At 66.9% G+C, this 24488-nt stretch carries 26 protein-coding genes and 1 pseudogene; 12 read left to right on the top strand and 15 right to left on the bottom strand.

What is annotated here, in order from left to right; genetic code table 11:
- A pseudogene (locus VL752_RS12780) lies at positions 1-1461 on the bottom strand (glycosyltransferase family 39 protein); the annotation flags it as partial.
- 119 nt (positions 1462-1580) lie between these two features.
- On the opposite strand from VL752_RS12780, the gene VL752_RS12785 reads away from it, so the two are divergent.
- The 6 genes from VL752_RS12785 to cbiB are packed head-to-tail and all read left to right on the top strand — an operon-like array spanning position 1581 to position 7834.
- Positions 1581-2366 (top strand): lysophospholipid acyltransferase family protein, encoded by a 786-nt coding sequence (locus VL752_RS12785; protein WP_325355794.1) that lies wholly within the window; start codon positions 1581-1583, stop codon positions 2364-2366.
- Positions 2363-3631 carry a 3-deoxy-D-manno-octulosonic acid transferase gene (locus tag VL752_RS12790; RefSeq protein WP_325355796.1) on the top strand — a complete coding sequence of 423 codons (1269 nt, stop codon included), beginning with the start codon at positions 2363-2365 and terminating at the stop codon, positions 3629-3631. Before VL752_RS12785 ends, VL752_RS12790 begins: the two co-directional genes overlap by 4 nt.
- A 4-nt stretch (positions 3632-3635) precedes the next feature.
- A complete protein-coding gene (lpxK, locus tag VL752_RS12795; RefSeq protein ID WP_325355798.1) occupies positions 3636-4607 on the top strand; it encodes a tetraacyldisaccharide 4'-kinase in 972 nt (323 codons plus the stop codon).
- A 43-nt stretch (positions 4608-4650) separates the two neighbouring features.
- Positions 4651-5682 (top strand): HlyD family secretion protein, encoded by a 1032-nt coding sequence (locus VL752_RS12800; protein WP_325355801.1) that lies wholly within the window; start codon positions 4651-4653, stop codon positions 5680-5682.
- Between the two features lie 5 nt (positions 5683-5687).
- Positions 5688-6827 carry an FUSC family protein gene (locus VL752_RS12805; RefSeq protein ID WP_325355803.1) on the top strand — a complete coding sequence of 380 codons (1140 nt, stop codon included), beginning with the start codon at positions 5688-5690 and terminating at the stop codon, positions 6825-6827.
- An 11-nt stretch (positions 6828-6838) separates the two neighbouring features.
- A complete protein-coding gene (gene cbiB, locus VL752_RS12810; protein ID WP_325355805.1) occupies positions 6839-7834 on the top strand; it encodes an adenosylcobinamide-phosphate synthase CbiB in 996 nt (331 codons plus the stop codon).
- Here cbiB and mbfA read toward each other — a convergent pair.
- Positions 7818-8774: an iron exporter MbfA gene (gene mbfA / locus VL752_RS12815; protein ID WP_325355807.1), complete on the bottom strand. Its 957-nt coding sequence runs from the start codon at positions 8772-8774 to the stop codon at positions 7818-7820. The two genes, cbiB and mbfA, sit on opposite strands and share 17 nt — an antisense overlap.
- Positions 8775-9003: 229 nt before the next feature.
- On the opposite strand from mbfA, the gene VL752_RS12820 reads away from it, so the two are divergent.
- On the top strand, positions 9004-9726 hold the full coding sequence (locus VL752_RS12820) for an MgtC/SapB family protein (protein WP_325355809.1): 723 nt from the start codon (positions 9004-9006) through the stop codon (positions 9724-9726).
- A gap of 33 nt (positions 9727-9759) precedes the next feature.
- Here VL752_RS12820 and purH read toward each other — a convergent pair whose 3' ends face one another.
- The 4 genes from purH to thpR all read right to left on the bottom strand — a co-directional run bounded on the left by purH (position 9760) and on the right by thpR (position 14978).
- Positions 9760-11337 (bottom strand): bifunctional phosphoribosylaminoimidazolecarboxamide formyltransferase/IMP cyclohydrolase, encoded by a 1578-nt coding sequence (gene purH, locus VL752_RS12825; RefSeq protein ID WP_325355811.1) that lies wholly within the window; start codon positions 11335-11337, stop codon positions 9760-9762.
- A 170-nt stretch (positions 11338-11507) separates the two neighbouring features.
- Complete coding sequence (locus VL752_RS12830) at positions 11508-12620, bottom strand: glycosyltransferase family 4 protein (RefSeq protein WP_325355891.1); 1113 nt, start codon at positions 12618-12620, stop codon at positions 11508-11510.
- Positions 12621-12685: 65 nt separating this feature from the next.
- Positions 12686-14293, bottom strand: a complete 1608-nt coding sequence (locus tag VL752_RS12835) for a heparinase II/III family protein (protein WP_325355813.1) — start codon at positions 14291-14293, stop codon at positions 12686-12688.
- Between the two features lie 151 nt (positions 14294-14444).
- Complete coding sequence (gene thpR, locus VL752_RS12840; RefSeq protein WP_325355815.1) at positions 14445-14978, bottom strand: RNA 2',3'-cyclic phosphodiesterase; 534 nt, start codon at positions 14976-14978, stop codon at positions 14445-14447.
- A gap of 183 nt (positions 14979-15161) precedes the next feature.
- Here thpR and VL752_RS12845 point away from each other — a divergent pair, with 183 nt between their 5' ends.
- Entirely contained in the window at positions 15162-15482 is a 321-nt protein-coding gene (locus VL752_RS12845) for a hypothetical protein (protein ID WP_325355817.1), read from the top strand.
- A gap of 12 nt (positions 15483-15494) precedes the next feature.
- On the opposite strand, the gene VL752_RS12850 is transcribed toward VL752_RS12845, so the two are convergent.
- The 8 genes from VL752_RS12850 to VL752_RS12885 form a co-directional block, all read right to left on the bottom strand.
- Positions 15495-16412: a formate/nitrite transporter family protein gene (locus tag VL752_RS12850; RefSeq protein WP_325355819.1), complete on the bottom strand. Its 918-nt coding sequence runs from the start codon at positions 16410-16412 to the stop codon at positions 15495-15497.
- A gap of 89 nt (positions 16413-16501) precedes the next feature.
- A complete protein-coding gene (gene mltG / locus VL752_RS12855) occupies positions 16502-17491 on the bottom strand; it encodes an endolytic transglycosylase MltG (RefSeq protein ID WP_325355821.1) in 990 nt (329 codons plus the stop codon).
- A gap of 10 nt (positions 17492-17501) precedes the next feature.
- Positions 17502-18788 (bottom strand): beta-ketoacyl-ACP synthase II, encoded by a 1287-nt coding sequence (gene fabF / locus VL752_RS12860; protein WP_325355823.1) that lies wholly within the window; start codon positions 18786-18788, stop codon positions 17502-17504.
- A 12-nt stretch (positions 18789-18800) separates the two neighbouring features.
- The gene (locus VL752_RS12865) at positions 18801-19040 is read right to left on the bottom strand and encodes an acyl carrier protein (protein ID WP_158804395.1); all 240 of its coding nucleotides are present in this window, start codon (positions 19038-19040) and stop codon (positions 18801-18803) included.
- Positions 19041-19272: 232 nt separating this feature from the next.
- On the bottom strand, positions 19273-20010 hold the full coding sequence (gene fabG / locus VL752_RS12870; RefSeq protein WP_325355827.1) for a 3-oxoacyl-[acyl-carrier-protein] reductase: 738 nt from the start codon (positions 20008-20010) through the stop codon (positions 19273-19275).
- Positions 20011-20035: 25 nt separating this feature from the next.
- Positions 20036-20998: an ACP S-malonyltransferase gene (fabD, locus tag VL752_RS12875; RefSeq protein WP_325355829.1), complete on the bottom strand. Its 963-nt coding sequence runs from the start codon at positions 20996-20998 to the stop codon at positions 20036-20038.
- Positions 20999-21169: 171 nt separating this feature from the next.
- Positions 21170-21586: an EVE domain-containing protein gene (locus VL752_RS12880; protein WP_325355831.1), complete on the bottom strand. Its 417-nt coding sequence runs from the start codon at positions 21584-21586 to the stop codon at positions 21170-21172.
- A 9-nt stretch (positions 21587-21595) separates the two neighbouring features.
- The gene (locus VL752_RS12885) at positions 21596-21889 is read right to left on the bottom strand and encodes a YciI family protein (protein ID WP_325355833.1); all 294 of its coding nucleotides are present in this window, start codon (positions 21887-21889) and stop codon (positions 21596-21598) included.
- A gap of 96 nt (positions 21890-21985) precedes the next feature.
- On the opposite strand from VL752_RS12885, the gene ccmC reads away from it, so the two are divergent.
- The 4 genes from ccmC to VL752_RS12905 are packed head-to-tail and all read left to right on the top strand — an operon-like array spanning position 21986 to position 23699.
- Entirely contained in the window at positions 21986-22744 is a 759-nt protein-coding gene (gene ccmC / locus VL752_RS12890) for a heme ABC transporter permease CcmC (RefSeq protein WP_325355835.1), read from the top strand.
- Positions 22741-22884, top strand: coding sequence for a heme exporter protein CcmD (gene ccmD / locus VL752_RS12895; RefSeq protein ID WP_325355837.1), 144 nt, complete (start codon positions 22741-22743; stop codon positions 22882-22884). The genes ccmC and ccmD overlap by 4 nt, the downstream gene beginning before the upstream one ends.
- Positions 22881-23426: a DsbE family thiol:disulfide interchange protein gene (locus VL752_RS12900; protein ID WP_325355839.1), complete on the top strand. Its 546-nt coding sequence runs from the start codon at positions 22881-22883 to the stop codon at positions 23424-23426. Before ccmD ends, VL752_RS12900 begins: the two co-directional genes overlap by 4 nt.
- A 51-nt stretch (positions 23427-23477) precedes the next feature.
- Positions 23478-23699, top strand: coding sequence for a hypothetical protein (locus VL752_RS12905; RefSeq protein WP_325355841.1), 222 nt, complete (start codon positions 23478-23480; stop codon positions 23697-23699).
- Between the two features lie 117 nt (positions 23700-23816).
- Here the strand turns inward: VL752_RS12905 and VL752_RS12910 are convergent, their stop codons facing one another.
- Positions 23817-24332 (bottom strand): MarR family winged helix-turn-helix transcriptional regulator, encoded by a 516-nt coding sequence (locus VL752_RS12910; protein WP_325355843.1) that lies wholly within the window; start codon positions 24330-24332, stop codon positions 23817-23819.
- Positions 24333-24488 lie beyond the last annotated feature (156 nt).

Raw genomic sequence — 24488 nt, forward strand, 5'->3', positions numbered from 1 at the left:
GCCTAGAAGCCGGGCAGAGCAGGCGTCAACGCATTTGCCCATGGCGGGCGCGAGCCTATCCAAAAGCGCTATCGTTGCGCGGCTGGCGCCGTCGACCGCGATGCGTGCGGCCGTGACGCAGGGCCAATGGCCAATCTCCGCCCGCAGAAGATCGGGCCGGGAGCCGGGCTCCACGAGCAGGATATGCAGGCCGGAAGGGGCAGCGGTGAGGAAGGCAGTCACGATGCCGACACCATCATTCCCGCGCGGCAGGAGCACGAGTCCGCGCTCTCCCACGGCGCGGAAGGCGGCGCGGGCGGCAGCCCGCTCGGGCTGCATGGTCTCGGGCCGGGTCAGGAGGCCGGTAATGGCCGCCGCCTGCACGAGGAGCAGCAGGGCAAGGAGCGGAGCAGGGCGTGGAAGGCTGCCGATGGCACCGGCCAACAGCAGGGCAAAGGGCGGCAGGGCGAAGGTGAGGTAGCGGATCTCAACCGGCAGGGAATGGGCGGCGAGCCCCATGAGGCAGAGGCCGAGCGGCGTGCTCAGCGCTGCCAGAACGAGAAGTGCCCGGGGGGAGCGGCGCCCGATCCGTCGCCAGCGCAGCAGCGGCAGAAGAAGAAGGACCGCGAGCAGCAGGCCCAAGCCGGCGCTCAGCGCCATCCGCCGCCATCCGCTGAAATACAGCGGAAGCCCGCCGAGGATGGCACCACCGGCGGCATGGCCGAGCGCGGCCAGGAAGCCGCCCCAGGTGAAGGGCGCAAACTGGCCGATGCGGCTCGCCCGTTGCGCCCAAAAAAACGAAAAATCGCCGAGAAGAAACGGCGCGAGTCCAAGGAGAAGCCGGGCCGCCTGTCGAGGAGCCCGCCCGCCGAGCCAAAGCAGGGCGGCGGCAGCCGGAAATCCCGCGAGATAGTTCGTGACGCTCGCGGCCCCGAGCAGAACTCCGGCGCCGATGGCGCTTCGGGGGGTGCCCGCGGCCGCGCGCAGGGTGACACAGAGACCCCAGAGGGACAGGCACTGCGCCAGTGCGAAGCCGCGGGCGACGATGCCAGTCTCCACGAAGCCGAAGCACCCCAGCGTGATGAGCAGCGCCGGGATTGCGGGGAGCGCGGCTGCGCGGGCAAGAGCCACGACCGCCGCAAGAGCGCCCAGGCTGAAACCGACCGAGAGCAGGCGGGTCACGAAGAGATCGGAGCCCCACAGGCGCCGCCACGCCCAGACGAACCAGAAATACAGCGGCGGGTGGACATCCGTGCGCCGGAGATTGCCGGCGATCGCCCAAGGCCCCGGTGCGGGCGCGAAGGCCGCCCGCATGTCGCCGGCGCGAAACGGCGCTGCCGGCCAGGCGGGCCGGGGCGCCGCGCCGGTCACGAACGCCGTGTAGCCCTCATCATATTCCGGGCCGCGCAGCCATGCCGCGAGCCCCAGCAGCACCGAGCCGAGAAGCAGGATCGCCAGGAGACGCGAGGGAAAGAAGCGCATGCCAGTCTTATCGACGAGCCCGTATCGTCAGTTCAATATCGAAATGAATAAGCCCTGGGCGCGGGCCGCACATCGGTGGTTTGATTGCCGAGCGGCGGGGGCCGTGCTACCGCGCGGCGATGGCAGACAGCCTCGCCCCCGATCCGACCAAGCCGAAGCGCCCGAAGCCGGAAAGGACGCGGACTTTCCGCACGCCGAAATGGTTCAAATGGCTGGTGCGGCATCCGCGACTGAAAGACGGATTCGCACGGCTGGTCGGTATCTATCTCGCCCTGGTTTATCGCACGACGCGCTGGGATTTCGTCGGTCTCGAGAACCTGGCGCCGACGACACACGAAAAGACGGCCGGACTCGTCTGCTTCTGGCACGAGCGCCTGCCGATGATGTCGATGCTGGCCATCGAGGCGCAAAGGCTCGGCGCCTCCATGCGGACCTATGTCCTCGTCAGCGGCCATAATGACGGGCGCTTCATCGGCCATGCCGTCGGCCGCTTCAATCTCGGCACGGTCATCGGCTCCTCCTCCAAGGGCGGGGCGGCCAGTCTGCGCAATATGCTGCTGCTGCTGCGGGAAGGCAGCAATATCGCGATCACGCCCGATGGCCCGCGCGGCCCGGCCAAGGTGGCGGCGGCCGGGGTCGTGCAACTGGCGGCGGCAACTGGCGCACCGATCTATGCGGCCTCCGCCCAATGCCGCTTCCATATGCGCATGCCGAGCTGGGACAGCATGATTCTGCCCTTTCCCATCCCCTTCAGCCGCGGCGTGATCGTGGTGGAACCGGCCTTCACCGTGCCGCGCGCCGATTGGGCCGCCCATATGCCCCGTGTGGTCGCAGCCCTGAACACGGCCAGTGAGAAGGCGGACCGGCTCTGCGGCATCACGCCGTCTCCCTCCGAGCCATCATGACCTTGCCGCTCGCCCTCTGGGCCGGTGCGACCCGTCTATCAGCCCCCATGCTGCGCCGCATGCTCCGCAAGCGGGTGGGGCGCGGCAAGGAGATCCCGACGCGCCTGGCCGAGCGCGAGGGTATCGAGACCCTGGCCCGGCCATCCGGCCGGCTCATTTGGCTGCATGCGGCGAGCCTGGGCGAGAGCATCTCCATCCTGCCGCTGCTGCCGGTGCTGGCGGCCGATGGGCATGTCCTGCTCACGACCGGGACCGTGACGTCGCAAAAACTCCTCGCATCCCGACTGCCGGAGATGGGGCTCGCCGACCGGGTGATCCACCGCTTTGTGCCGCTTGATGTGCCGGCCTGGGTGGCCCGTTTCCTCGACCATTGGCGGCCGGATGCGGCGGGTTTCGTGGAGAGCGAGATCTGGCCGAACCTCCTCGCCGCCGCGGCGCGCCGGCAGATTCCGCTCATGCTGCTCAATGCCCGGCTGTCGGCGCGCAGTCTCGCACGGTGGCAAAAAGCACCCCGGACGGCGCAGGAGGTGCTGGGCTGGTTCGACCTCATCCATCCGCAAAGCGAGGCTGATGGCGCGCGTTTCGCGCGGCTGACGAAAACGAGGGTGCTGCCCCCCGGCAATCTGAAGCTGGCGGCGCCGCCGCTGCCCGTCGATTCCCAGACGCTCTCCCATCTCTCGACGCTGATCGGCGGACCGGTCTGGGTCGCCGCCAGTCTGCATCGCGGCGAGGACGAGGTGATCATCGAGACCCATGCGCGTCTCTCGGCGGTCCATCCCGGCCTGCTCACCATCATCGCGCCGCGCCACCCGGAGCGGGGAGAAACGCTCGCCGCCCTGGCCGGGGGGGCGCCGCGTCGCGCGCTCGGCCAGCTGCCGCCCGACCGTGGCGGTATCTGGATCGCCGACACGGTAGGCGAACTCGGCCTCCTGTACCGTCTCGCGCCGCTCGCCTTCGTCGGCGGCAGCCTGGTGCCTCATGGCGGGCAGAATCCGGCAGAGCCCGCGCGCCTCGGCCGCGCCGTCGCCATCGGTCCGCATACCGCGAATTTCGCCGATACCGTGGCCCTGCTGGAAGCAGGCGGCGCGCTTGCCGTGGTCTCCAATGCTCAGGGCCTGGGAGATTGGCTGGACGCCCGATTGAAGGACCCTTGGGGCACCATGGCAATCGGGGCGAAGGGGGTGAAGCTATTGGAAGGCTATCGCGGTCTGCCAGCCGAGGTGGCTGGGCTGCTCGCCGCTTTGGCCCGGCCGGTTGAGAGCTGACTGCATGCGCGTGCCGCGCTTCTGGACGGAGGACGGTCTCGCGGCCGGGCTGCTCTCGCCGCTCGGCAGCATCACGGCGGCACTCACGGCGCGGCGGGTCTCCCGCCCAGGCTGGCAGGCGCCGGTGCCCGTCTTCTGCTGCGGCAATGCGACCGTGGGCGGTTCGGGTAAGACGACCCTGGCGCTCGATCTTCTTGCGCGTCTCCGAACTCTGGGCGCCGTGCCGCATGCGCTGCTGCGCGGCTATGGGGGGACGGAGCGGGGGCCGTTGCGTGTCGAACCTGGTCAGCATGATGCCGCGCGCGTGGGCGACGAGGCGTTGCTGCTTGCTGCTGCCGCGCCAACCTGGGTCGCGCGTGACCGGAGCGCGGGCGCGCGAGAGGCGATTGCGGCCGGTGCCACCGCCATCGTGATGGATGACGGGCTGCAGAATCCGGGTCTTCTCAAGGATTGCAGCCTGCTGGTGATCGATGGCGGTTTCGGCTTCGGCAATGGCCGCCTGCTGCCGGCGGGGCCGCTGCGCGAGCCGGTAGCCGCCGCCGCCGCGCGTGCCGCCGCGGCGGTGCTGATCGGGGAGGACCTCCATGGGGCGATCTCCGCCTTGCCGCCGGAGTTGCCCGTGCTGCGGGCCGATCTGGTGCAGGATTTGCGCGGCCTGGACCTCACATCCCGCTACTTCGCCTTTGCCGGCATCGGCCGGCCTGACAAGTTTTTCGATGGGCTGTATCGCGCTGGGGTGACGCTCGCCGGCACTCGCGCCTTCGCCGATCACCACCCCTATACGGACGCGGAGCGGGCCGCGCTGCACGCGGCGGCGGCCGCGCTGGGGGCCGGTCTTCTCACGACGCCTAAGGATCTGGCCCGACTGCCGGTGGCCGCGCGTGCCGGGATCGCCGCGGCGGGCGTGGCTCTCGCCTGGGCCGACGAAGCGGCGCTCGAGCGTCTTCTGCGAAGCACGTTGCAAGATCGCACCTAGCCCGGATATCCCCTGGTAAGACAAGAAACGAGATCGACCAGGGATGGATCAGACCAGCGAGGCGCCCAAGCTCGAGGTGATAGGTCCGCCCCCGGCGCGCGCGCCCTACCGGCGGCGGACTTTCACCTTCCTGGGCGTGATCGCGGTGCTCCTCGTGCTCTGGGAGGCGAGCGGTCTGGTCTTTGCCTACACGGATGATGCGATACTGACCTCGGACCTCGTCGCCATCGCACCGCAGGTCACGGGGCCGATCCAGACCGTCACTGTCTCCGACAATCAGACCGTCCAGCCCGGGGATCTGATTTTCACCATAGACCCGACGCCCTTTCGCCTCCTCCTTGACCAGGCGAACGATGCGCTGTCCGCCGCCCAGTCTCGCATCGCCGTCGACCAGACATCCTCGCAAAGCGCGCTCGCCCTGCAGCGCTCGGCCCAGGCGCGCGCCATCCAGGCCGAGGCGGATCTCGCCCGTGCTCGGAACCTCGCCGGCGCCGGTTTCGAGGCTCCGCAGGCCGAACAGGACGCGACAACGGCGGCCCAGCAGGCGGCCGATGCACTGTCTGCCGCGCAGGACGCAGTGCTGCGCGCCTCGCGCGTTCTGCGACTGGATCAGTTCGAGATCGCGGCAGCGACCTCCGCCCAGGCTTTGGCGCAGTGGCGACTCCACCGTACTCGGGTCTTGGCTCCCGTCGCCGGGCGGGTCGTGCATTTCACGCTGCTGCCGGGCGACAGCGCAAGCGCGGGGAAGCCCGTCGTCGCTCTGGTCGCGTCCGACGCCTGGTACGTGAACGCCAACTACAAGGAGAGCGTGATCCGCCATCTGAAGCCAGGGCGGATTGGCTGGGTATGGCTCGATACCCATCCCTTCCACCTCTATCGCGCGCGCATCGAAGGCATCGCCGGCGGCATTGACCGCAGCAAGACGCGCCTCGGCGGGCTGCTGCCCTATAGCGACCCGACGATCGACTGGATCCGACTGGAGGCGCGCTTCCCGGTGCGCTTTCAACTGCTCGACCTGCCGCCGGAGGCCGAGCGTTTCATGGGTTCGGACGCACGCACGATCGTGTTCTACTGACGGCAATGGCCCGGACGCTTGCCCGCATCCTGCGCTCCATCCACGACGGTCTTTGGATCGAGCTCGAGGATTTGGCGCGGAACCGCGAGGGAGGGCGCGAGCCGCTCAAGGCCGTGCTGTCGGTCCTGCTTGCGGTTGGCGTGGCAAGCGCGATGCATCTGCCGGACATCGTTTGGGCCGCGCTCAGCGGTTTCCTGGTCATGCGCAGCACGCTGGCGGAGGCCCTGCCGCGTGCGCTTCAACGCACGGCGGGCACCATCGCCGGGGCGCTGACGGGGCTTATCCTTGCGCGTTGGACAGCTCAGGATATCGGGCTGCTGATGGCTGCGCTCTTCGTCCTCATCTGGATCGCGGTCTATCAGGGCAGCGTGACCGCCACCCCTTATGCCTGGACCTTGTTCGGCGTGACGGCCGCGATCGTGCTCATCGCCGGCCTGGCCACGCCCGAGGGGACAGCGGAATTCGCCGCTGTCCGGGCCGGGGAGATTGCGATCGGCTCCGCCTCTGCCCTCGTCATTGCTGCCGTCTTCGAGGTGTTCGGCGCGCCGCCGGGAAAGGCGGCACCGGGCGGCGGCGCGGTGCCGGGCGCGGCACTCACCCTCCGCCGGTTCGGTGAGGAGGACTGGCTCGCCCAGCACTGGCCCCTGATCATCCATGCGGCGCAAACGGCGGTGGCCGTCAGTCTTCTGCCGCTCGTCTGGCGCTTTTTCGAGATCACGAACTATCTGCAGACCGCGATCACCGCCTTCATCGTCATGATCGTGCCACTGAACGTGATCGAATCCGGGAGCCGCTACGCCGTCTACGAGCGTATGGCGCATCGGCTGATTGGTTGCCTGCTGGGCGGCGCGCTGGCGCTGCTGGCCCTGCGACTCGCCGCCGATGATGGCCTGCTCTGGGCCCTTTGCCTCGCTGCCGGGGTGTGGACCGGCTTCCATGTCCAGTCCGGCCGCACCGGCCTCTCCTATCTGGGCACCCAATTCGCCTTCGCCTTTCTGGTCTCCTTCGTGCAGGGGCCGGGCCCGGCGACAAGCCTCGATCCCCCGCTGACACGCCTTCTCGGCGTCATGATCGGTGCGGCAATGGCAAGTCTTGTCATCCTCGCCTGGCCATCTGCTCCGCGCGACGCCGACGCCCGGGCCTGATAGAAGCCCGCATGATCGTGACCCCTGCCGCGGCCCTGCTGCTGACCCTCATCGCGCTTCTGGCGGAAGCCGCCTTCGGCTATCCGCCTTCTATCTACAGGGCGATCAGCCATCCTGTGGTCTGGATCGGCGGGTTGATCGGCTGGCTGGACCGCAGGCTCAATAAACCCGAGCTCTCCGACTTCCATCGCCGGCTGCGGGGCACGCTGGCGCTGCTCTTCCTCCTTGGCGTCGTCTTCCTGGCCGCCCTCTGCGCGGATTTCATCCTGCTCGTCGCCTGCGGGCGGTGGGTCGGGCTCGTCGTGCTCGCCATCGCGGCCTCTAGCCTCTTCGCGCAGCGCAGTCTGCATGCCCATGTCGTGGCGGTGGCCGATGGACTGGACCGAGACGGACTCAAAGGTGGCCGGGAAGCGGTTTCGCAAATCGTCGGGCGCAATCCGGCGCATCTCGACGAAGCGGGGGTGTGCCGCGCGGCGATCGAGAGCCTGGCGGAGAATTTCTCGGACGGGGTGGTGGCGCCGGCCTTCTGGGGCTGTCTTCTCGGCCTTGCCGGCATCGCGGGCTACAAGGCGGTGAACACGGCGGACAGCATGATCGGCCACCGAACGCCAAAACATGCAGCCTTTGGCTGGGCGGCGGCGCGATTCGACGATGTCATCAACCTGCCCGCATCACGCCTCGCCGCTTTCTTCGTCTTGGTGGCGGCGGCGCTGACGGGCGGGGACTGGCGGGCGGGCGGGCGCGCCGTGTGGCGGGATGCGGGCCACCACCGCTCTCCCAATGCCGGTTGGCCGGAGGCGGCGATGGCGGGTGCGCTCGGCCTGCGTCTCGCCGGACCGCGTGTTTATGGCGAGACCCTAGTCGCCGACGGTTGGATGGGAGACGGCCGCGCGGCGGTGACGGCGGGTGATCTCCGCCGTGCGCTGCGCCTCTACCGCGCTGCCTGTGCGGTGCAGATCGGGGTTGTCGCCATTCTCGCCGCAATCGGCATCAGCTGCTTCCGATGAGCACGCCGGTTGCGAAGACAAGCGCGCCGCCGAAAGCCACCTGAAGCGTTGCCGCCACCGGTGGCGTATCCATGTATTTCCATCGCACCCAGCTGATGACGGCGAGTTCGACGATCACGACACCGACTGCGATGGCGAGCGCCAGATGGAAATTCGGGATCAGGAAGGGCAGGGAATGGCCGAGCCCGCCCAGCGTCGTCATCACGCCGCACACGAGGCCGCGGATGATTGGGGAGCCACGGCCGGTGAGGCTGCCATTGTCTGACAGCGCCTCAGCGAAGGCCATGGAGATGCCGGCGCCGAGGGACGCCGAGATGCCGACGATGAAGGCCTGCCAGCTCGATCCGGTCGCAAAGGCCGAGGCGAAGAGTGGCGCGAGGGTGGAGACTGATCCGTCCATGAGGCCGGCAAGGCCCGGTTGGATGTAGCGCAGAACGAGGTTGCGCCGCGCCGCATCCGCTTCCGCCCCGCGCTCCTCGTCGGTGATCCTGGCGTCGATCAGCCGGTCGAGCTTGTGCTCGTGCCCCTTCTCAGCCATCGCGAGATCGCCGAGCAGTTTGCGGATCGAGGCGTCCTGGCTGCGGCTGGCGGCGCGGTTGTAGAAACTCTCGGTCTCCAGCTCCATGGATTGCATGAGCGCGCGCGCGGCTTCGACGCGCAGCGGCCGCAACTGCCAGATCGGCTTGCGGGTGAGGAAGCCACGGATGTCCTGCCGCCGGATGAGCGGAATATGGTCGCCGAATTTCTCCTGATAGAGCGACAAGAGTTCGCGACGATGCTCGTTCTCTTCTTCGGCCATCTCATTCAGGATGCCGGCGGTAGCGGGATAATCGTCGCGAAGCCCGTCCGCAAGGTCGAGATAGATGCGGCCGTCCTCCTCCTCATTGCCAATCGCAAGGGCGAGGATTTCGCGTTCATTCAGGTCTGAAAAATTTCGCATGATTCTATTTTGGCGGCTGGCATCGTAACGATCAAGTCGGCTTCGCAATGGCGCAAATCGCTCGCAATCGCATTATCGAGGAAATGACTGCAAGTTTTGCGACTAGTTCGCAAGGACGACGTGGTATGTGCCTTCGCGGTGCCGAGGCAGGCTCACCGCGAGGAACTGTCTTCATATCTTCTCGCATCCCCTCCTTGGTTTGCCCTGAGCTTTCCGGCTAGGGGCGAGGATGCTCATCTTTCAAACCTTCCATGGCGGCGACTTCCTCAACACCGTGATCGGGCTTGTCGTGGCCTTCGTGCTCGGCACGGCCATCGGCGCCGAGCGGCAGTGGAAACAGCGCAGTGCTGGTCTGCGCACCAATGTGCTGGTGGCGCTCGGGGCCTGCGAATTCGTCGATCTCGCCATGAATCTCGATGGCGGCCATGGCGGGGTGAAGGTGGTCTCCTACGTCGTCTCCGGCATCGGCTTTTTGGGCGCTGGCGTCATCATGAAGGATGGGCTCAACGTCCGCGGGCTGAACACCGCGGCGACGCTCTGGTGCTCGGCGGCGGTGGGTGCCTGCGCGGGGGCCAATCTCGCGGCCCAGGCGGCATTGCTGACGATCTTTGTCGTGGGCGCCAATACCTTGCTGCAGCCGCTGGTGAATCGCATCAATCGCGCGCCGCTGCTGGGCAGCGCGGTCGAGGCGATCTGCGAGGTGAGCGTGATGACGACGGTGGAAGCCGCGGGTGCGGCCCGGAAGGCGACCATGCATCTGCTGCAGGCCGCGCATTATCCGGTCAGCGACATCGAACTTGTCGACCGTGGCGATGGGCACACCGAGGTCGTGGCGACGCTGGTCATGACGGCGGTGGAGGGAGCGGACCTCGATGCCGTGGTGAAAAAGCTTGAGGCCATGCCCGGCGTTTCGAGCGCGAGTTGGAGCAGCAGTACGGAAGACTCGGATTGAGGGGTGGGAGCCTGGGTCCCCGCCCTCCTCGGCTCAATGCCGGAAGTGACGCATCCCGGTCATTACCATCGCGATGCCGGCCGCATCCGCCGCCGCGATCACCTCATTGTCCCGCATCGAGCCGCCGGGCTGGATGACGGCGGTAGCCCCCGCTGCCACGATGGTTTCAAGCCCATCCGCGAAGGGGAAGAATGCGTCGGACGCCGCGACGGAGCCCCGCGTCAACGGCTCGGCGAGACCGGCGGCCTTCGCAGCCTCACCCGATTTCCAGGCGGCGATGCGGGCGCTGTCCACCCGGCTCATCTGCCCGGCGCCGATGCCGACCGTCGCCCCCCCTTTGGCATAGATGATGGCGTTGGACTTCACGTGCTTGGCGACCCGGAAGGCAAAGAGGAGGTCCGTCAGTTCCTGGGCCGTCGGGGCGCGCTTGGTCACAACCTTCAGGTCAGAGGGCAACACGCGGCCGGAATCGCGATCCTGCACCAGGAAGCCTCCGGCAAGCGAGCGGAAGGCCGGCAGCTGGGCGGAGGCATCCGGCAGGCCTCCGGTCAGCAGAAGCCGGAGGTTCTTCTTCTCCGCCAGCACTTCCTCCGCCTCCGCCGTCGCCTCAGGAGCCACGATGACTTCGGTGAAGATGGCAGCGATGCGCTTCGCCGTATCCTCGTCCAGCACGCGATTGACGGCGACGATGCCGCCGAAGGCGCTCACCGGATCACAGGCAAGCGCCCGGTCCCAGGCCTCGGTCAGGCTGCCCGCCGTCGCGACGCCGCAAGGATTGGCGTGCTTGACGATAACGACCGTCGGTTCCTCGAACTCGGCGACGCATTCGAAGGCGGCGTCGGTATCGTTCAGATTGTTATAGGACAGTTCCTTGCCCTGGACCTGACGGGCGGTGGCGACCCCAGGGCGATCGTCCGTGACATAGAAGGCGGCGCGCTGATGTGGGTTCTCACCGTAGCGGAGAAGCTGGCGACGTTTTCCGCTGATCGCGAATCGCTCCGGGAAGGCTTCGCCGCGTTCTTCCGCGAACCAAGCGGCGATCGCTGCGTCATAGGCGGCAGTGCGCGCATAGGCGGCACCCGCAAGGCGCCGACGCTGAGCGATGTCCGTGCCGCCTTCGGCAAGCGCCGTCTCGACCTCGGCATATTGCGCGGGGTCGGTCAGGACCGCCACGAAGTCGTGGTTCTTGGCCGCGGCGCGGATCATGGCGGGGCCGCCGATGTCGATATTCTCGATCGTCGTCTCGGCATCCGCGCCACGGGCGACGGTTTCTTCGAAGGGATAGAGGTTGACGGCGACGAGGTCGATTGGCGCGATCTTGTGGTCTTCCATCGCCTGGAGATGCGCGGGCAGGTCGCGGCGGCCCAGGATGCCGCCATGGATCTGCGGCACCAGGGTCTTCACGCGTCCGTCCATAATCTCGGGGAAGCCGGTATAGTCGGAGACGTCCTTCACCGGGATGCCGGCCTCGCGCAGCGCGCGGGCTGTGCCGCCGGTCGAGAGGATTTCGGCACCGGTCTTCGCTAGCGCCTGGGCGAAGGGGATGAGCCCCGTCTTGTCAGACACGGAGATGAGGGCGCGGCGGACGGGGATGCGGGCGTCTGAGGTCATGGCTGGCTCTCCGGCCTTATCAATAGCTTAGAATGTGGTTCACGTGTCGTATAGAGGCGGAATAGCGTCTATATGACACGATCACACTCTGACGTGGGAGATAGGGCGGGGTCGCCCCCTGCGTCCAGACCAAGCGGGGCGTGGCTGGGCTCATTCTTGGAGATGGCTCGTTACGCTGCTGTCTTTTCCAGCAGATCGAGCGTCCGTCCGATGATTTTCCGCTCGTCGAATCGTTCGCGGGCGCGGGTCAGGGCTGTCGCTCCCATGCGGGCGCGCAGCGCCGGATCAACGACCAGCTTGCCCAAGGCTTCGGTCAGCGGCTCCATGCGCCGGGGTGGGACAAGAAAGCCCGTCTCCCCGTCGACGACCTGCTCGCGCGGGCCGCGGATATCGGTCGCAACCACCGGCAGGCCCGTCAGCATCGCTTCGATCACCGACATGGGGAGCCCTTCGAAATGGCTCGGCAGGGCGAAGACGTCGGCCGCGGCCAGGATATCGGCCGTGTCCTCCCGGTAGCCCAGGCGCCGGAGCCGGGGGCCGAGCACGGATCCGCGGAAGTAGCTTTCGAGATCCTCGCCATGATCGGAGGCGAGGCGCTCGCCCACGACCCACAGCTCGGCGTCGGCTATGCTTTCCATTGCCGCGAGCAGTTCCGGATGCCCCTTGTGGCGGACGAGGCGCGAGATGGTGACGACGACGACGCGATCTTCCGGCACGCCGAGGGCCGCCCGGATACGGGCACGCGCCGCAGGGTCTGGATGAAAGATCGTCGGGTCCCGGCCATTGCCGATGGCAATCGCCCGGCGGGAGACGAGCAGGCGGCGGGCATCGGCTGCTTCTTCGGCGGAGACCGTCAGATAGAGATCGGTGATCTTCCCTGCCGTCCACTCCATGGCGAAGGAGGCGGCGCGGCGGGGCCATGGGCTCGGCTGGTTGAACAGGAACCCGTGGCAGGTATAGGCGATGTGCGGCACGCCGGCCGCCTTCGCCGCCCAACGGCCCCAAAAGCCGGAAAGCGGCATATGGGCATGGACGAGGTCCGGCTTCTCCATCCGGATGAGGGAGACGAGGGCGGCAAAGCCCTGCAGCTGAGCGACGGGGGAAGCGCTGCGCTTCAGGGGCAGCGGCATGATGCGGAAGCCTTCGGCCCGGAGCGGCGCGAGAAGGGGGCCGTCCGGACAGGCGCCGACCATCTCATGACCTCTTGCCCGCCCCTCGCGGAGCAGGGGGGCGAGGAAATGGCGCATCGCGAAATCGGTATTCGTCAGTTCGAGGATCTTCAGGGGCCGATCGTGCCCCACCCGATCACGGGCCGGCCGATCGTGGCCCCGCTGATCGTAGCCCGAAGTCAGCCGACCTTGGTGATCGCCCATTTCACCTGCTGCGCGGAGGTTTCATCGCCGTTCAGCACGATCTGGTCGGTCCGCTTCGGCTCTGTGCCGCCCATGTAGATGCTCTCCTCGAGCGCCATGGCAGCTCCCTCCGCCCGGAAACGCCAACTTTGGCCGCTGGGCAGGCGCAGCAGCACCGCCTCACCGTCACTTTGCAGGCTGGCCTGCACGGAGGGATGGAGGTGGAAGCGTATCGCGAAGTGTTGCGGCGTCTCGGCCTCGACCGCATCCTCGCCGCGCATATCCTCGCCGCTCTCGGCCATGTAGAGCCGGCGCCGATGCAGTGCGCCCGCGCTCCGCAGCCAGCCATCATGGCTCGCCTCCAGCCAATGGGCACCGTTTGCCTCCTGGCGCTGCACCTCGACCTTCTCTACCCGGCGGGCGCCGAAACCTTCGGACTTCACTTCCGAGGAACTGGTATCGGCGACGACGAGCGTGGAGTGGGCGGCGGTGGCGCGTAGCGCATCGCGCCATTCGCTCATCGCCTCCGGTGCGGCACCACAATTGACGATCATGCGATCGCGGCCGACGGAAAACTCGAAGGACAGGGTGCCGGCATGGGCGAAGGCGTCGAGCCCCGCGGGCGGTGGCGCCCCCGTGTCCATCACCAGCACGCTGCGCCCGGCCTGGAGCCGGTGAAAACCGCCGTCGACGAGCTGGCTCGGCGCGCGGACCGGCCGGCCCGCCTGTGTCAGCACGAGATCGACAAGACTTGAGGTCTCTTCCTTGGTGCCGTTGAAGAGGGCGAGCCCGCCATCCCCGTGCCGCAGCATGCGCAAGCTGGTGGCAAGCTTCTCGATCGAGGGGCCGAGGGCGGGCGGCGGCGGCGCCTGGGCCGCCTGCAGCAGCGAGCGCACCTCGGTGAGGTCCTGGAGGGCGGCAAGGTGGTTCGCCGGACTGCGCTCGACATGGCTGCCGTCAGGCAGCACCTGGCGCGAGAGTTCGGCCGGCAGGAAGCGGAGCGCGCGGGCGAGAAAAGACCCCTGATCGGGCAAGGCGACCGCCGCGGCCACCAGACCCTTGAGCGCGGTAAGGGCGCGCGCCTGCCCCTCCTCGGCCGGGAGGGCCGCCGAGAGCGCCCGCGCATCGGCCACGAGACGGCCCATCAACTTTTGGCGAAATGCATCGTCTGCGCTCGCCGCGAAGAAATCGTAGTGGCCGAGCCAGGCTGCGATTCGCGCCCCCGCGACGTCGGGACGCGAGGCGATGCTATCCGCATGTGCGGTGGCGATCCATTCGGAGACGAGCGTGCGTGCGCGCTGGCGCGCGGCGTCGGTGCCGAGCGCGCGGAGATCGCGCAGCCAGGTGAAGGTATGCGCCGCAGCCCTGAGGGCGACCGGGCCGCGCGTATCGCCCCAGCTGCCCGGTTGCAGAGTCCGCACGGAGTTTCCAACCGTTAGCTCGCCTTTCAGCAAGCGGGCCCCGAGCGTGGGATCGCCGGGCCAGAGGTCGCGCACCGGCAAAGTGGGCGCGTCGGGGACCCGCGCGAGGCGTAGGCTGGGTAGCTTGGCGAGGCTCAACCGCGCACCGCGCAGCCAGCCCCCGCGTGGAGACTTACCGCTCATCAATCCATCCGGCGAAAGGCATGTTGCGTCCGGCCGGGAAGGGCGGAAGGCAATGATGCGTCGATGCTGAAGTCTCTGATAGACATGAAACCTTCTAGACAGCGCAGTGCCCGTTGCACAAGCGGGAGGAGACGCCACAGCGCCCGACCCGTCAGGAAAGGCTGTAGTCATTTTCGGGGGTATAGACGGATCCTTCTTTGCCCAGCTGCGAGCTGAAGAGGGTGAACCACTCGACCTCAAAGGGTTCGGCGCGGAAAAGGCTATGGCCCTGCAGAAAACGCGTGACCTTCTCATTGGCCGGTTGGTCGAGCCGCGCGAGCGTCACATGCGGGGTGAAGCGCCGCCGTTCGGGTTCGAGTCCTGCGCGCTGCAGCGCCGTCTCAACCTTGGACTGCAGGTGATCGAGCTGCGGGCAGCGTTCGATTCCTGCCCAGAGGCTGGTCACGCGCCCGCCCTTTTCGAAAAGCCCGACCCCCGAAAGGGTCAGCGGAAAGTTGCGCGCCTTGATGGCATGCAGCGCGAGGTCGATCTCCTCCGCCCGCCAGTTCGGCACCTCCCCAATGAAGCGGAGGGTGAGATGAAGATTCTCTGCCGGCATCCACCGGCAGCCCGGAATGCCGGTGGAGAGTTGCATCAACCGCTCGCGGAGCGGCCAGGGCAGATCGAGAGCGACAAATAGCCTCATCCGCTCGGGTGCCTCCAGCCTCGGTCAGTCACGACCGCCTGCAGCATTCTCCGTGGCCCGGCTCCGGTCAATATGCGGAGCGCGGGGAGGGCGCCCCGGTCCGGCCATCGTGATGCCCCACCGGCTGACAGAGCGGGGGCGCGACACCATCTGCGGGATAAAGCCCAGGTGGAGGACAGAACCATGAATGGCCTGCGAGCACGGATGGGATGGGGAGCCTGCGCTCTTTTGCTGACGGCCATGCCGATTGCCGCGGCCCGGGCCGAGGCCGGGGTGCTGACAACGCCGGAGTCGACCACGCCAGGTCCGCCCGGCCCAGCCGGCCCGAGTGACACCCAGCCGCCCGAAATCCAAGCCAAGCCTGCCGTCAATGGGGTCATCAAGCCCCCCGGCAATATCAGCCGCATGCCGGTGATCAAGCCGACGGTGCCATCCCGTATGCCGGTGATCCCACCGACAGGGGAGGCCTCTCCTTCAAACGGCACCAAGGTCTTGCCCAAATAGATAACGCCGGCTTTACGGCAAAGGCTTCCGCACCAGCCTGAGATGCTCGGCGACCGGTGCATGGTTCAGAAGTGCCGCGAGCAACGTGCCGCCGAGCGTGTTGCCGAGCAGGGTCGGGGCCAGGAACCGTCCGAAATAGTCGGCCACGCTCGCCTGCCCGGTGAAGACGGCGAAGGAGGACTCGACTGAGCCCGCGATGATGTGCGGGAAGCCGCAAAGCGAGATCGTGTAGGTCAGGATGATGATGATGAAGGGCTGGGCGGCGCCGGCGGCCGGCAGGAGCCAGACCATCAGACCGATGATCCAGCCCGCGGCGCCGGCCATGATCACAGTGTGCCAGAAGGGGCCGACGAAGGCATGGGCGGCGAGGAGATGCATGGCCTCTATTGTCGGCTTCGGCATCATGTCCGGGCGGGACAGGATGAAGCCAAAAATCCAGGTCGCCGCGAGATTGAAAAACAGGACGATCAGCCAGACCCGCATGGTACGAAGGTAGATCGCTCGCGTCCGCTGGGTCAGCGCGGGGATCAGCGCCGTCAGCGTGGTCTCCGTGAAGAGTTGCTGACGGCCGAGAATGACGATGAGGAAGCCGAGCGCATACCCGAAGGAGGTAACCATCGGGCGCCAAGGCGTATCCGGCAGCATCGCGGTCAGCGTCGACTGCGCGACGAAGGAGAAGCCGATCGAGAGGCCGGCGGCGAGACCCGACCAGGCGAGAGAACCACCCGAGCGCGCGAGTTCGTCCAGCCCCTGCTCGCGGACGATTTCGTGGATGACGATGGCGCCCGGTGGCGCGCGCTCGCCTGCCTGGCGTTGCTGCTCCTCGTCCAGATGAGGGGAACTGGATCCGGCTTCGGTATCGATCTCGTCGTCAAGCGCGCGATCACGCTCACTTTGAGCGGTGGGGCCGGTGGATTTCTGGTCTGTCACGCAGTCTGCCTCTCAGGAGGCCGGATAAGGCCCCAAACCTGGCCACTGCAAGGGTACGCCAGCCTCACGGATGCGGGAGCGCCGGCTCGTCACTTCACCCGGGCAGCGTCCAGTTTGCGGAGCTTTGCGACGTTCTTCATCTGCCCGGCATAGTCGTGGCTGAAGACGTGCCCGCCCTGGCCATCGGCGACGAAATATAGCGCGTCTGAATCGGCGGGATGCAGAACGGCGCGGATCGAGGCGATGCCGGGGGCGGCGATCGGACCCGGTGGCAAACCGGTGTTCAGATAGGTGTTGTAAGCCGAAGGTGTCAGCAGATCGGCATGATCGAGCGGGCGGTCCATCACGCCGCTGCCGTCCGACAGGCCGTAGATGACCGTGGGATCGGCCTGCAGCTTCATCCCCGCCGCAAGACGGTTCAGATAAACCGCAGCGACCATCGGCCGCTCCTCCGGCTTCGCGGTCTCCCGCTCCACGATGCTGGCCAGCGTGATGGCTTCTTCGGGCGAGGTGAGGGGCAGGTTCGGCGCGCGATCGGGCCAGAGCTTGCCCATGGCGGCGGCGAGCGCGTGCTCGGCCCGGGCAAGGAGCACGGGCCGCGGCGTGCCGTAGAGGTAGTCGTAGGTATTCGGCAGGATCGCCCCTTCGCGGGCAAGGGAGACGCGGCCCGTCATCGCGGGCGCGGCGTTGATCAAGGCCGCGATATCCTTGCCGGTGAGACCTTCGGGGATCGTCAGGTGATGCTCGACTTGCCGGCCGTGACGGAGTGTCTGGAAGACTTCGGTGAGGCTGATGCGCGCCGGGAAGGCAAATTCGCCCGCATGCAGGGGGCCCTGGCCGTCCGTCACATACTCGGCGATCCGGAAGGCGAGCACGCTGTCCACGATGCCGGCCTTGTGCAGGGCCTCGCCCACGTCATTCGTGGTGCCGTGCGGCACCACGAAGTCGGCGTTCTGGGAAAGGGGACCGGGTCCGCGCCAGACCTGATCGACATAGATCCGGCCCGCCCGGACCGCGGTCAGAAGCAGCACGAGGACGAAAAGCCATGCTGCGGAACGACCGAGAAGGCGACGCGACATCACGCGGCGGTCAGTCCACCGCGCGGAAGATCACGCTCGCATTGGTGCCGCCGAAGCCGAAGCTGTTGGACAGAGCGACCGTGATCGGCCGGTCCTGCGCGGTTTTGGCAACCCGGTCGATGACGCTCGGCCGGCTCGGCTCGTCCAGGTTGAGCGTCGGCGGTGCCACCCCGTCCCGCACCGCGAGGAGGGAGAAGACCGCTTCGATGGCGCCGGCGGCGCCGAGCAGATGCCCTGTCGCCGACTTGGTGGAGGACATGGCGAGCGTCTTCGCGTGGTCACCGAAGAAGCGTTCCACCGCTTGGAGTTCCAGATCATCGCCGAGTGGCGTGGAGGTGCCGTGCGCGTTGACATACTGGATTTCGGACGGATCGACCCCGCCATTGCGGAGGGCGGCCTTCATGGCGCGGTAGGCGCCGTCATGGCCTTCGGCCGGCGCGGTGATGTGATGTGCATCGCCCGAAAGGCCGTAACCGCCAACCTCGCCGTAGATCTTCGCACCGCGCTTCTTCGCATGCTCGTATTCCTCGAGCACGAGAACGCCCGCACCCTCGCCCATGACAAATCCGTCGCGGTCGCGGTCCCAGGGACGTGAGGCTTTGGCCGGTTCGTCGTTGAAGGCGGTGGAGAGGGCACGCGAGGCACAGAAACCGCCGATGCCGAGCGTGCAGACGGCCGCCTCGGCACCACCGGCGATCATTACGTCGGCATCGCCGAGCGAGATCAGCCGCGCCGCGTCGCCGATCGCATGCACGCCTGTCGCGCAGGCTGTAACGGCCGAATGGTTGGGTCCCTTAAAGCCATAACGGATCGAGACATGGCCCGAGACAAGGTTGATCAGGGCGGATGGAATGAAGAAGGGCGAAAGCCGCCGCACCTTCCCCTCATGCACCTGGACCGAAGCCTCGTAGATCGACTGGAGACCGCCGATGCCGGAACCGATCATGACGCCGGTCGAGCAGCGCTCCTCCTCGGTCTGGGGAACCCAGCCCGAATCCTCGACCGCCTCGATCGCCGCGACCATCCCGAGCTGGATGAAGCGATCCATCTTCTTGACGTCCTTGACCGGAATCCATTCGGAAAGGTCAAGCCCGCCATCGGCCTTCAGCCCAGCCGGCACCTCGCCCGCGACCTTCGCCGGCAACTCGCCGGTGTCGAAGGACTGGATGGCGCGGATGCCGGACTGACCCTCAATGAGTCGCTTCCAGACATTGTCGACACCGATCCCCAACGGGGAGACGATGCCCATGCCGGTAACGACGACCCGCCGCAGCTCTATGGTTCGTGAACGCGTCATTGACAGTCGGCCTCAGGCGGCCTTCTGCTTCTCAATGTAATCGATCGCATCCTTCACGGTGCTGATCTTTTCGGCGGCGTCTTCCGGGATTTCAACGCTGAAGGCTTCCTCGAAAGCCATCACCAGCTCGACCGTGTCGAGGCTGTCGGCGCCGAGATCGTCGATGAAGGACGCTTCCGGAGTCACCTTCGACTCCTCGACGCCCAAATGCTCCACCACGATCTTCTTCACCTTGTCGGCGACTTCGCTCATGGACCTCGATACTCCTGCGTGACGGCTAGTGGTTTTGATCTGAATAACGCCCAGACGACTGTTCCGCCAGGGCGCCCTAGTCCGCGCCGCCCCGAGGGTTATAGCCCGGATTGCGGCGCGCTTAGCATGGTTTTGCCTGACCCGCCAACTGCATCGCGCAGTTAAGTGACGACGGCAGCAGGTTGACAATGCGTTACGGGATGCGTCTCCCGCAATTCAAGGGGCGATGAGACTAAATCATCGCCATTCCGCCGTTAACGTGCAACGTGGCGCCAGTGACCCAGCCCGCTTCTTCGGAAGCGAGATAGACGACGGCGGCCGCGATATCCTCAGGCTTGCCTATGCGGCCGAGCGGAATGGAGCCGAGAAGCGCCGCCTTCTGCTCGTCTTTCAGCACATCCGTCATCGCTGTCTGGATGAAGCCCGGGGCGATGACATTGACGGTGACCCCACGACTGCCGACCTCCTGGGCCAGCGATTTCGACATGCCGATCATGCCCGCCTTGGCCGCCGAATAATTCGCCTGGCCGGCATTGCCGGTGACGCCGACGATGCTCGCTATGTTGATGATGCGTCCGGCACGCCGCTTCAGCATGCCGCGCAGCGTCGCGCGGATGAGGCGGAAGGGGGCGGAGAGGTCGACATCCAACACGCTCTGCCAGTCGGCGTCCTGCATGCGCAGCGCCAGCATATCGCGTGTGAAGCCGGCATTGTTCACGAGAATGGACAGCGGCCCAAGCGCCTCCTCCGCCGCCGTGACAAGCGCCTCGGCCGCGCCCGTTTCCCGCAAGTCGGCCGGGCAGACCGCCGCGCGCTCACCGAGTTCGGCCGCCAGTGCCTCCAGCGCCTCGCGCCTTGTGCCGGAGAGGGCGACCGCTGCGCCACGCGCATGCAGCGCGCGGGCAATGCCGCCGCCGATGCCGCCCGAGGCACCGGTGACGAGGGCGGTCTTGCCGGTTAGATCAAACACAGTCCCGTTCCTCCGGTCTCGTCGCTCAGAGCGACTTCAGAAAGGCTTCGATATCGGTCGGCGTGCCGATCGATATCGTGGTCGCATCCGGCAGGATGCGGCGGACGAGCCCCGAGAGCACCTTGCCCGCGCCGAGCTCGACGAACTGGTTGACGCCCATCTCGGCCATCGCGAGGACGCTTTCACGCCAGCGCACCATGCCCGTCACCTGTTCGACCAGCAGCTTGCGGAGTTCAGTGGGGTCCGAGGCTTTGGCGGCGGAAATGTTGGCCACCAGCGGCACGGTCGGTGCTTTGATGGTCGCGGTTGCCAAGGCTTCCGCCATGGCGTCGGCGGCGGGCGCCATCAGCGCGCAGTGGAAAGGGGCGGAGACCGGCAGCAGCATCGCGCGCTTGATGCCCCGCGCCTTGGCGATTTCGATCGCGCGCTCGACCGCGTCCCGGTGGCCGGAGATCACGACCTGGCCGCCGCCATTGTCATTGGCGGGCTGCACGATCCGCCTCAGTTCGGTTTCCGGGTCGATCGCGGCTTCGGCGCAGATCGACTGGGCCTGTTCGAGGTCGGTGCCGAGGAGGGCGGCCATGGCGCCTTCGCCCGGTGCCACCGCGCGCTGCATGGCGCTGCCGCGCAGACGCAGGAGTTGCGCTGTTTCGGCGATGGAAAGGCCGCCAGCGGCGGCCAGAGCGCTGTATTCGCCGAGCGAATGCCCTGCGACGAGTGCGGCCGCCTGCGGCAGGGCCAGGTTGCCGTCCTGCTCCAGCACGCGCAGTACGGCGAGCGAAACGGCCATCAGCGCGGGCTGCGTGTTCTCGGTCAGCGTCAGCTCTTCCGCCGGACCTTCGAACATCAACTTGGAGAGGCGCTGGCCCAGCGTATCGTCGACCTCTGCCAGCACGTCCCGGGCGGAGGTGAAGGCAGCTGCCAGATCCTGGGCCATGCCGACGAACTGGCTACCCTGGCCGGGAAAGATGAAGGCACGAACGACCATTGACTGTCCTTGAGGAAGCGGCCCGGGGGCCCGCGGAGATCAGCTTACGCCAGGATGATCAGCCTATTTGCGGCGCTGCAATGCGGCGGGGGGTTAGCCCCAGTGTAACCTGGAGTCAATCTTCGTGAGGTGGCAGCCTTGCCCGTGCGGCAGAAACCCGCCTCCGTTTTCTCACTTTTTCCAGCCGCCCAGGTGACAGATATGCGCCCAATGGTCGGCGCTGACGGGCACGACCGAAAGCCGGGACAGGCGAATCAGGCCGAAGCCCTCCAGCGCCGGATCCGCCTTCATCTGCGCAAGGGTCACGGGGGTCGGCATCGGGCCCACGGCCTCCATGTCGACCGCTGCCCAGTCCCCGCTCTCGGCGGTAGGGTCCGGGTAATGTTCCCGCGCGACCCGGACGACGCCCACGATCTCCCGCCCGATGTTGGAATGATAAAAGAAGACGAGATCGCCCTTCTTCATCGCTTTCAGGTTGTTGCGGGCGCCATAGTTGCGCACGCCCGTCCAGGGTTCCACGCGGTTAGCGACCTGCTGCTCCCAGCTGAAGGCGTCAGGTTCGCTCTTGACGAGCCAATAGGCGGTCATCGGTCCGCCTCAGCCCAGCCGTGCGCCGTCTTTGTAGACCGTCCGATAGGGGCGGATCGCCACGCTGTCGAAAAGCCCGGCTCGAGCATAGGGGTCGGCCGCGGCCAAGGCCTCGGCAGCGGCCTGATTCTCGGCCTCGATAATGAGAAGGCTGCCGATTGCCTGGCCAGCGTCGTTCAACATCGGGCCCGCGAGGTGCAGTTGGGAGACGAACCCATCGAGATAGGCAAGATGGGTGGGACGCGTCGCGGCGCGGAGGTCGGCGCTGCCGGACTTGTCCAGGGCATAGATCGCGAAGAGCATGGGTTTGCCGGATCCTGTCGTTTTGTAATGAGCTTGTCAGTCTAGACGAGGTGTATGCGCCTTCAAACTCGGCTTGCGCTTCGCTATGGAGACCAGGTGGAAGCACTCAGCACATCGCTGCCCGGCGCATCGCGGCCTGCCGGCCGCAATCTGCATCGCTTTGCCAATCCGGGGAGGTTCCTGCGACTATCGGGTCGGGTTCTGCCTTGGGTGGCGGCGGCTGGTTTCCTCATTACCCTCGCGGGACTCGCCTGGGGGTTGTGGTTCTCGCCGCCCGACTGGCAGCAGGGCAATGCCGTGCGGATCATGTATGTGCATGTGCCGGCAGCCTGGCTCGCGACGATGGGCTATGCGGCGCTCGGGGCCTGCGGCCTGTTGTCGATCGTCTGGCGGCATCCGCTGGCCGATCTGGCGGCTTTGGAGATCGGTCCCGTGGGCGCCGCCTTCACCGCGGTCTGCCTGATCTCGGGATCGCTCTGGGGCAAGCCGATGTGGGGCGCCTGGTGGGAATGGGACGGGCGCATGACCTCCACCCTGGTGCAGTTCTTCCTCTATCTCGGCTATTCGGCGCTGTGGGGCGCCATCGAGGACGAAACCAAGGCGGCGCGCATCTGCGCCGTGCTGGCGCTGGTGGGAGCGGTGAACATTCCCATCATCAAATTCTCGGTGGACTGGTGGGCGACGCTGCATCAGGGCGAAAGCATCATCTCGGGCAATCTGGCGGGCGTTTTCCTGACGCCGTTCCTGCTGATGATGCTGTTCTATATGCTGTTGTTCGTCTGCCTGTGGCTGGTGCGCATCCGCACCCTGATCGTGGAGCGGCGGGTACGCTCGCTGATGCAGGAGGCATCATGAATTTCGACATGAGCCCTTACGGCGAATTCATCTGGCCGGCCTATGGCCTGACTATTCTGGCGTTGGGCGGCCTGACGCTCTGGACCGTCCTGCAGTGGCGCGCCGCCAAGGCCCGGCTGGCTTCGCTGGAGAAGAAATGAAACGCCTGATCTACATCCTGCCGGCGGTCGGCTTCATCGTGCTGGCGGTGGTGCTCTATCGCAGCCTCTTCATGGCCCCCACCATCCTGCCCTCGGCGCTCATCAACAAGCCGGCGCCGCGCCTGACGCTGCCGGCGCTGGATGCTCAGACCCAGGGCTTCGGGCCCAAGGAACTGGCGGGCGGGCATGTCAGCGTCGTCAATGTTTTCGCGTCCTGGTGCATCCCATGCCATGTCGAGGCCCCGGTGCTGATGCAGCTTGCCGCGATGCGCGACAAGGACAGGTTCGAGATCTATGGCTTTGTGCAGCGCGACACGCCGGACAAGATTCGCGCCTTCCTGGCCCAGGCCGGCAATCCCTTCAGCCGCATCGGCAATGACGTCGATGGCCGGGCGGGGATCGAATGGGGCGTCTATGGCGCGCCGGAGACGTTCGTGGTCGATGGCAAGGGTGTCATCCGCTACAAATATACCGGCCCCCTGACGCCGGACGTGCTGAAGAACGAACTGCTGCCCGCGATCCACGCCGCTGCGGGCTCCTGAGCCGCCACCCCGTTTAAGCTTTCGCTAACCCTGTTTTGACAGTGTGCGGGGATGCAAATTTCTGCCGCCAATCTTCTTGCCGCGCAGCAGGCCGCCCAGGCGGCGCTGGCCGCCAAGCAGGCCACGCGCACGGCCCAGGCGGCCCCGGCATTTTCCCTGCCCGATTTCGAGGCCGCGCCGGTCAAGACGGCGGAGCCCGCCAGGCCAGCCACGGCGGCGGCGCAGCCCCAGCCGGGCGCGAAGTTGGGCCAGCACATCAATATCGTGGTGTGAGGTGCTTCTCTGCGCCTTTTTTGTCATGGCCCACTTCACGTGGGCCATCCAGGGCAACCAGCGATGCTCGATGATCCTTGGATGGCCCGGGCAAGCCGGGCCATGACATGATCGGAATTAAGATAACCGCCGCCTGCGGGTGGGCCGCGCCGCCGGCCGCTCATGCCCGTTGGCGGCCAGGGTTTCCGCCGCCTGGGCGATTTCACGCAGCGCCTTGACGAATTTCTGCCGGTCGGGCGCCGGCAAGGCTTCCAGCAACTGGCGCTCGGCCCGGTCGGCGGCGTTGCGGGCGCTGCGCAGCGCCTTGCGGCCGCTGGCGCTGATCGCCACGGCGTTGGCGCGCTGGTCTTCCTCGGTGCGCTCGCGGGTGAGCAGGCCCTTTTCCAACATGCGGCGCACCATCTCCGCCAGGGTGGAACGGTCGATGCCGGTGATCTCCACCAGCGCGGTCTGGCTGGCGCCGTCATTCTGCTCCAGCGCCGCCAGCAGCATGAATTGCTGCTTGGTGAGTTCGCGCGCGCCCGCCTCGCGCGCATAGAGGTCGCCGTAATATTGCTGGCAGCGGCGGATCAGGTGCGATGGCGCGTCCGACAGGTCGAACCCGCCTTGCGCCTTCCGCGATCCCTTGATCATGCAACCCCTGCCTGCTGCCGCGCGAAGCTGCGTCTCTTCCGGACGGCTTCTCAGGCGCCAATTCATTGTGAATACCCGCGCATGTTAAACTTGTTTTGCGCGCGCTTGTCCATGCGCAAATTCCATGGCGGAACACGATGCGTGTGCGGAGCAATG

The sequence above is a fragment of the Acidisoma sp. genome (assembly GCF_035492295.1).
Lineage (GTDB): Bacteria > Pseudomonadota > Alphaproteobacteria > Acetobacterales > Acetobacteraceae > Acidisoma.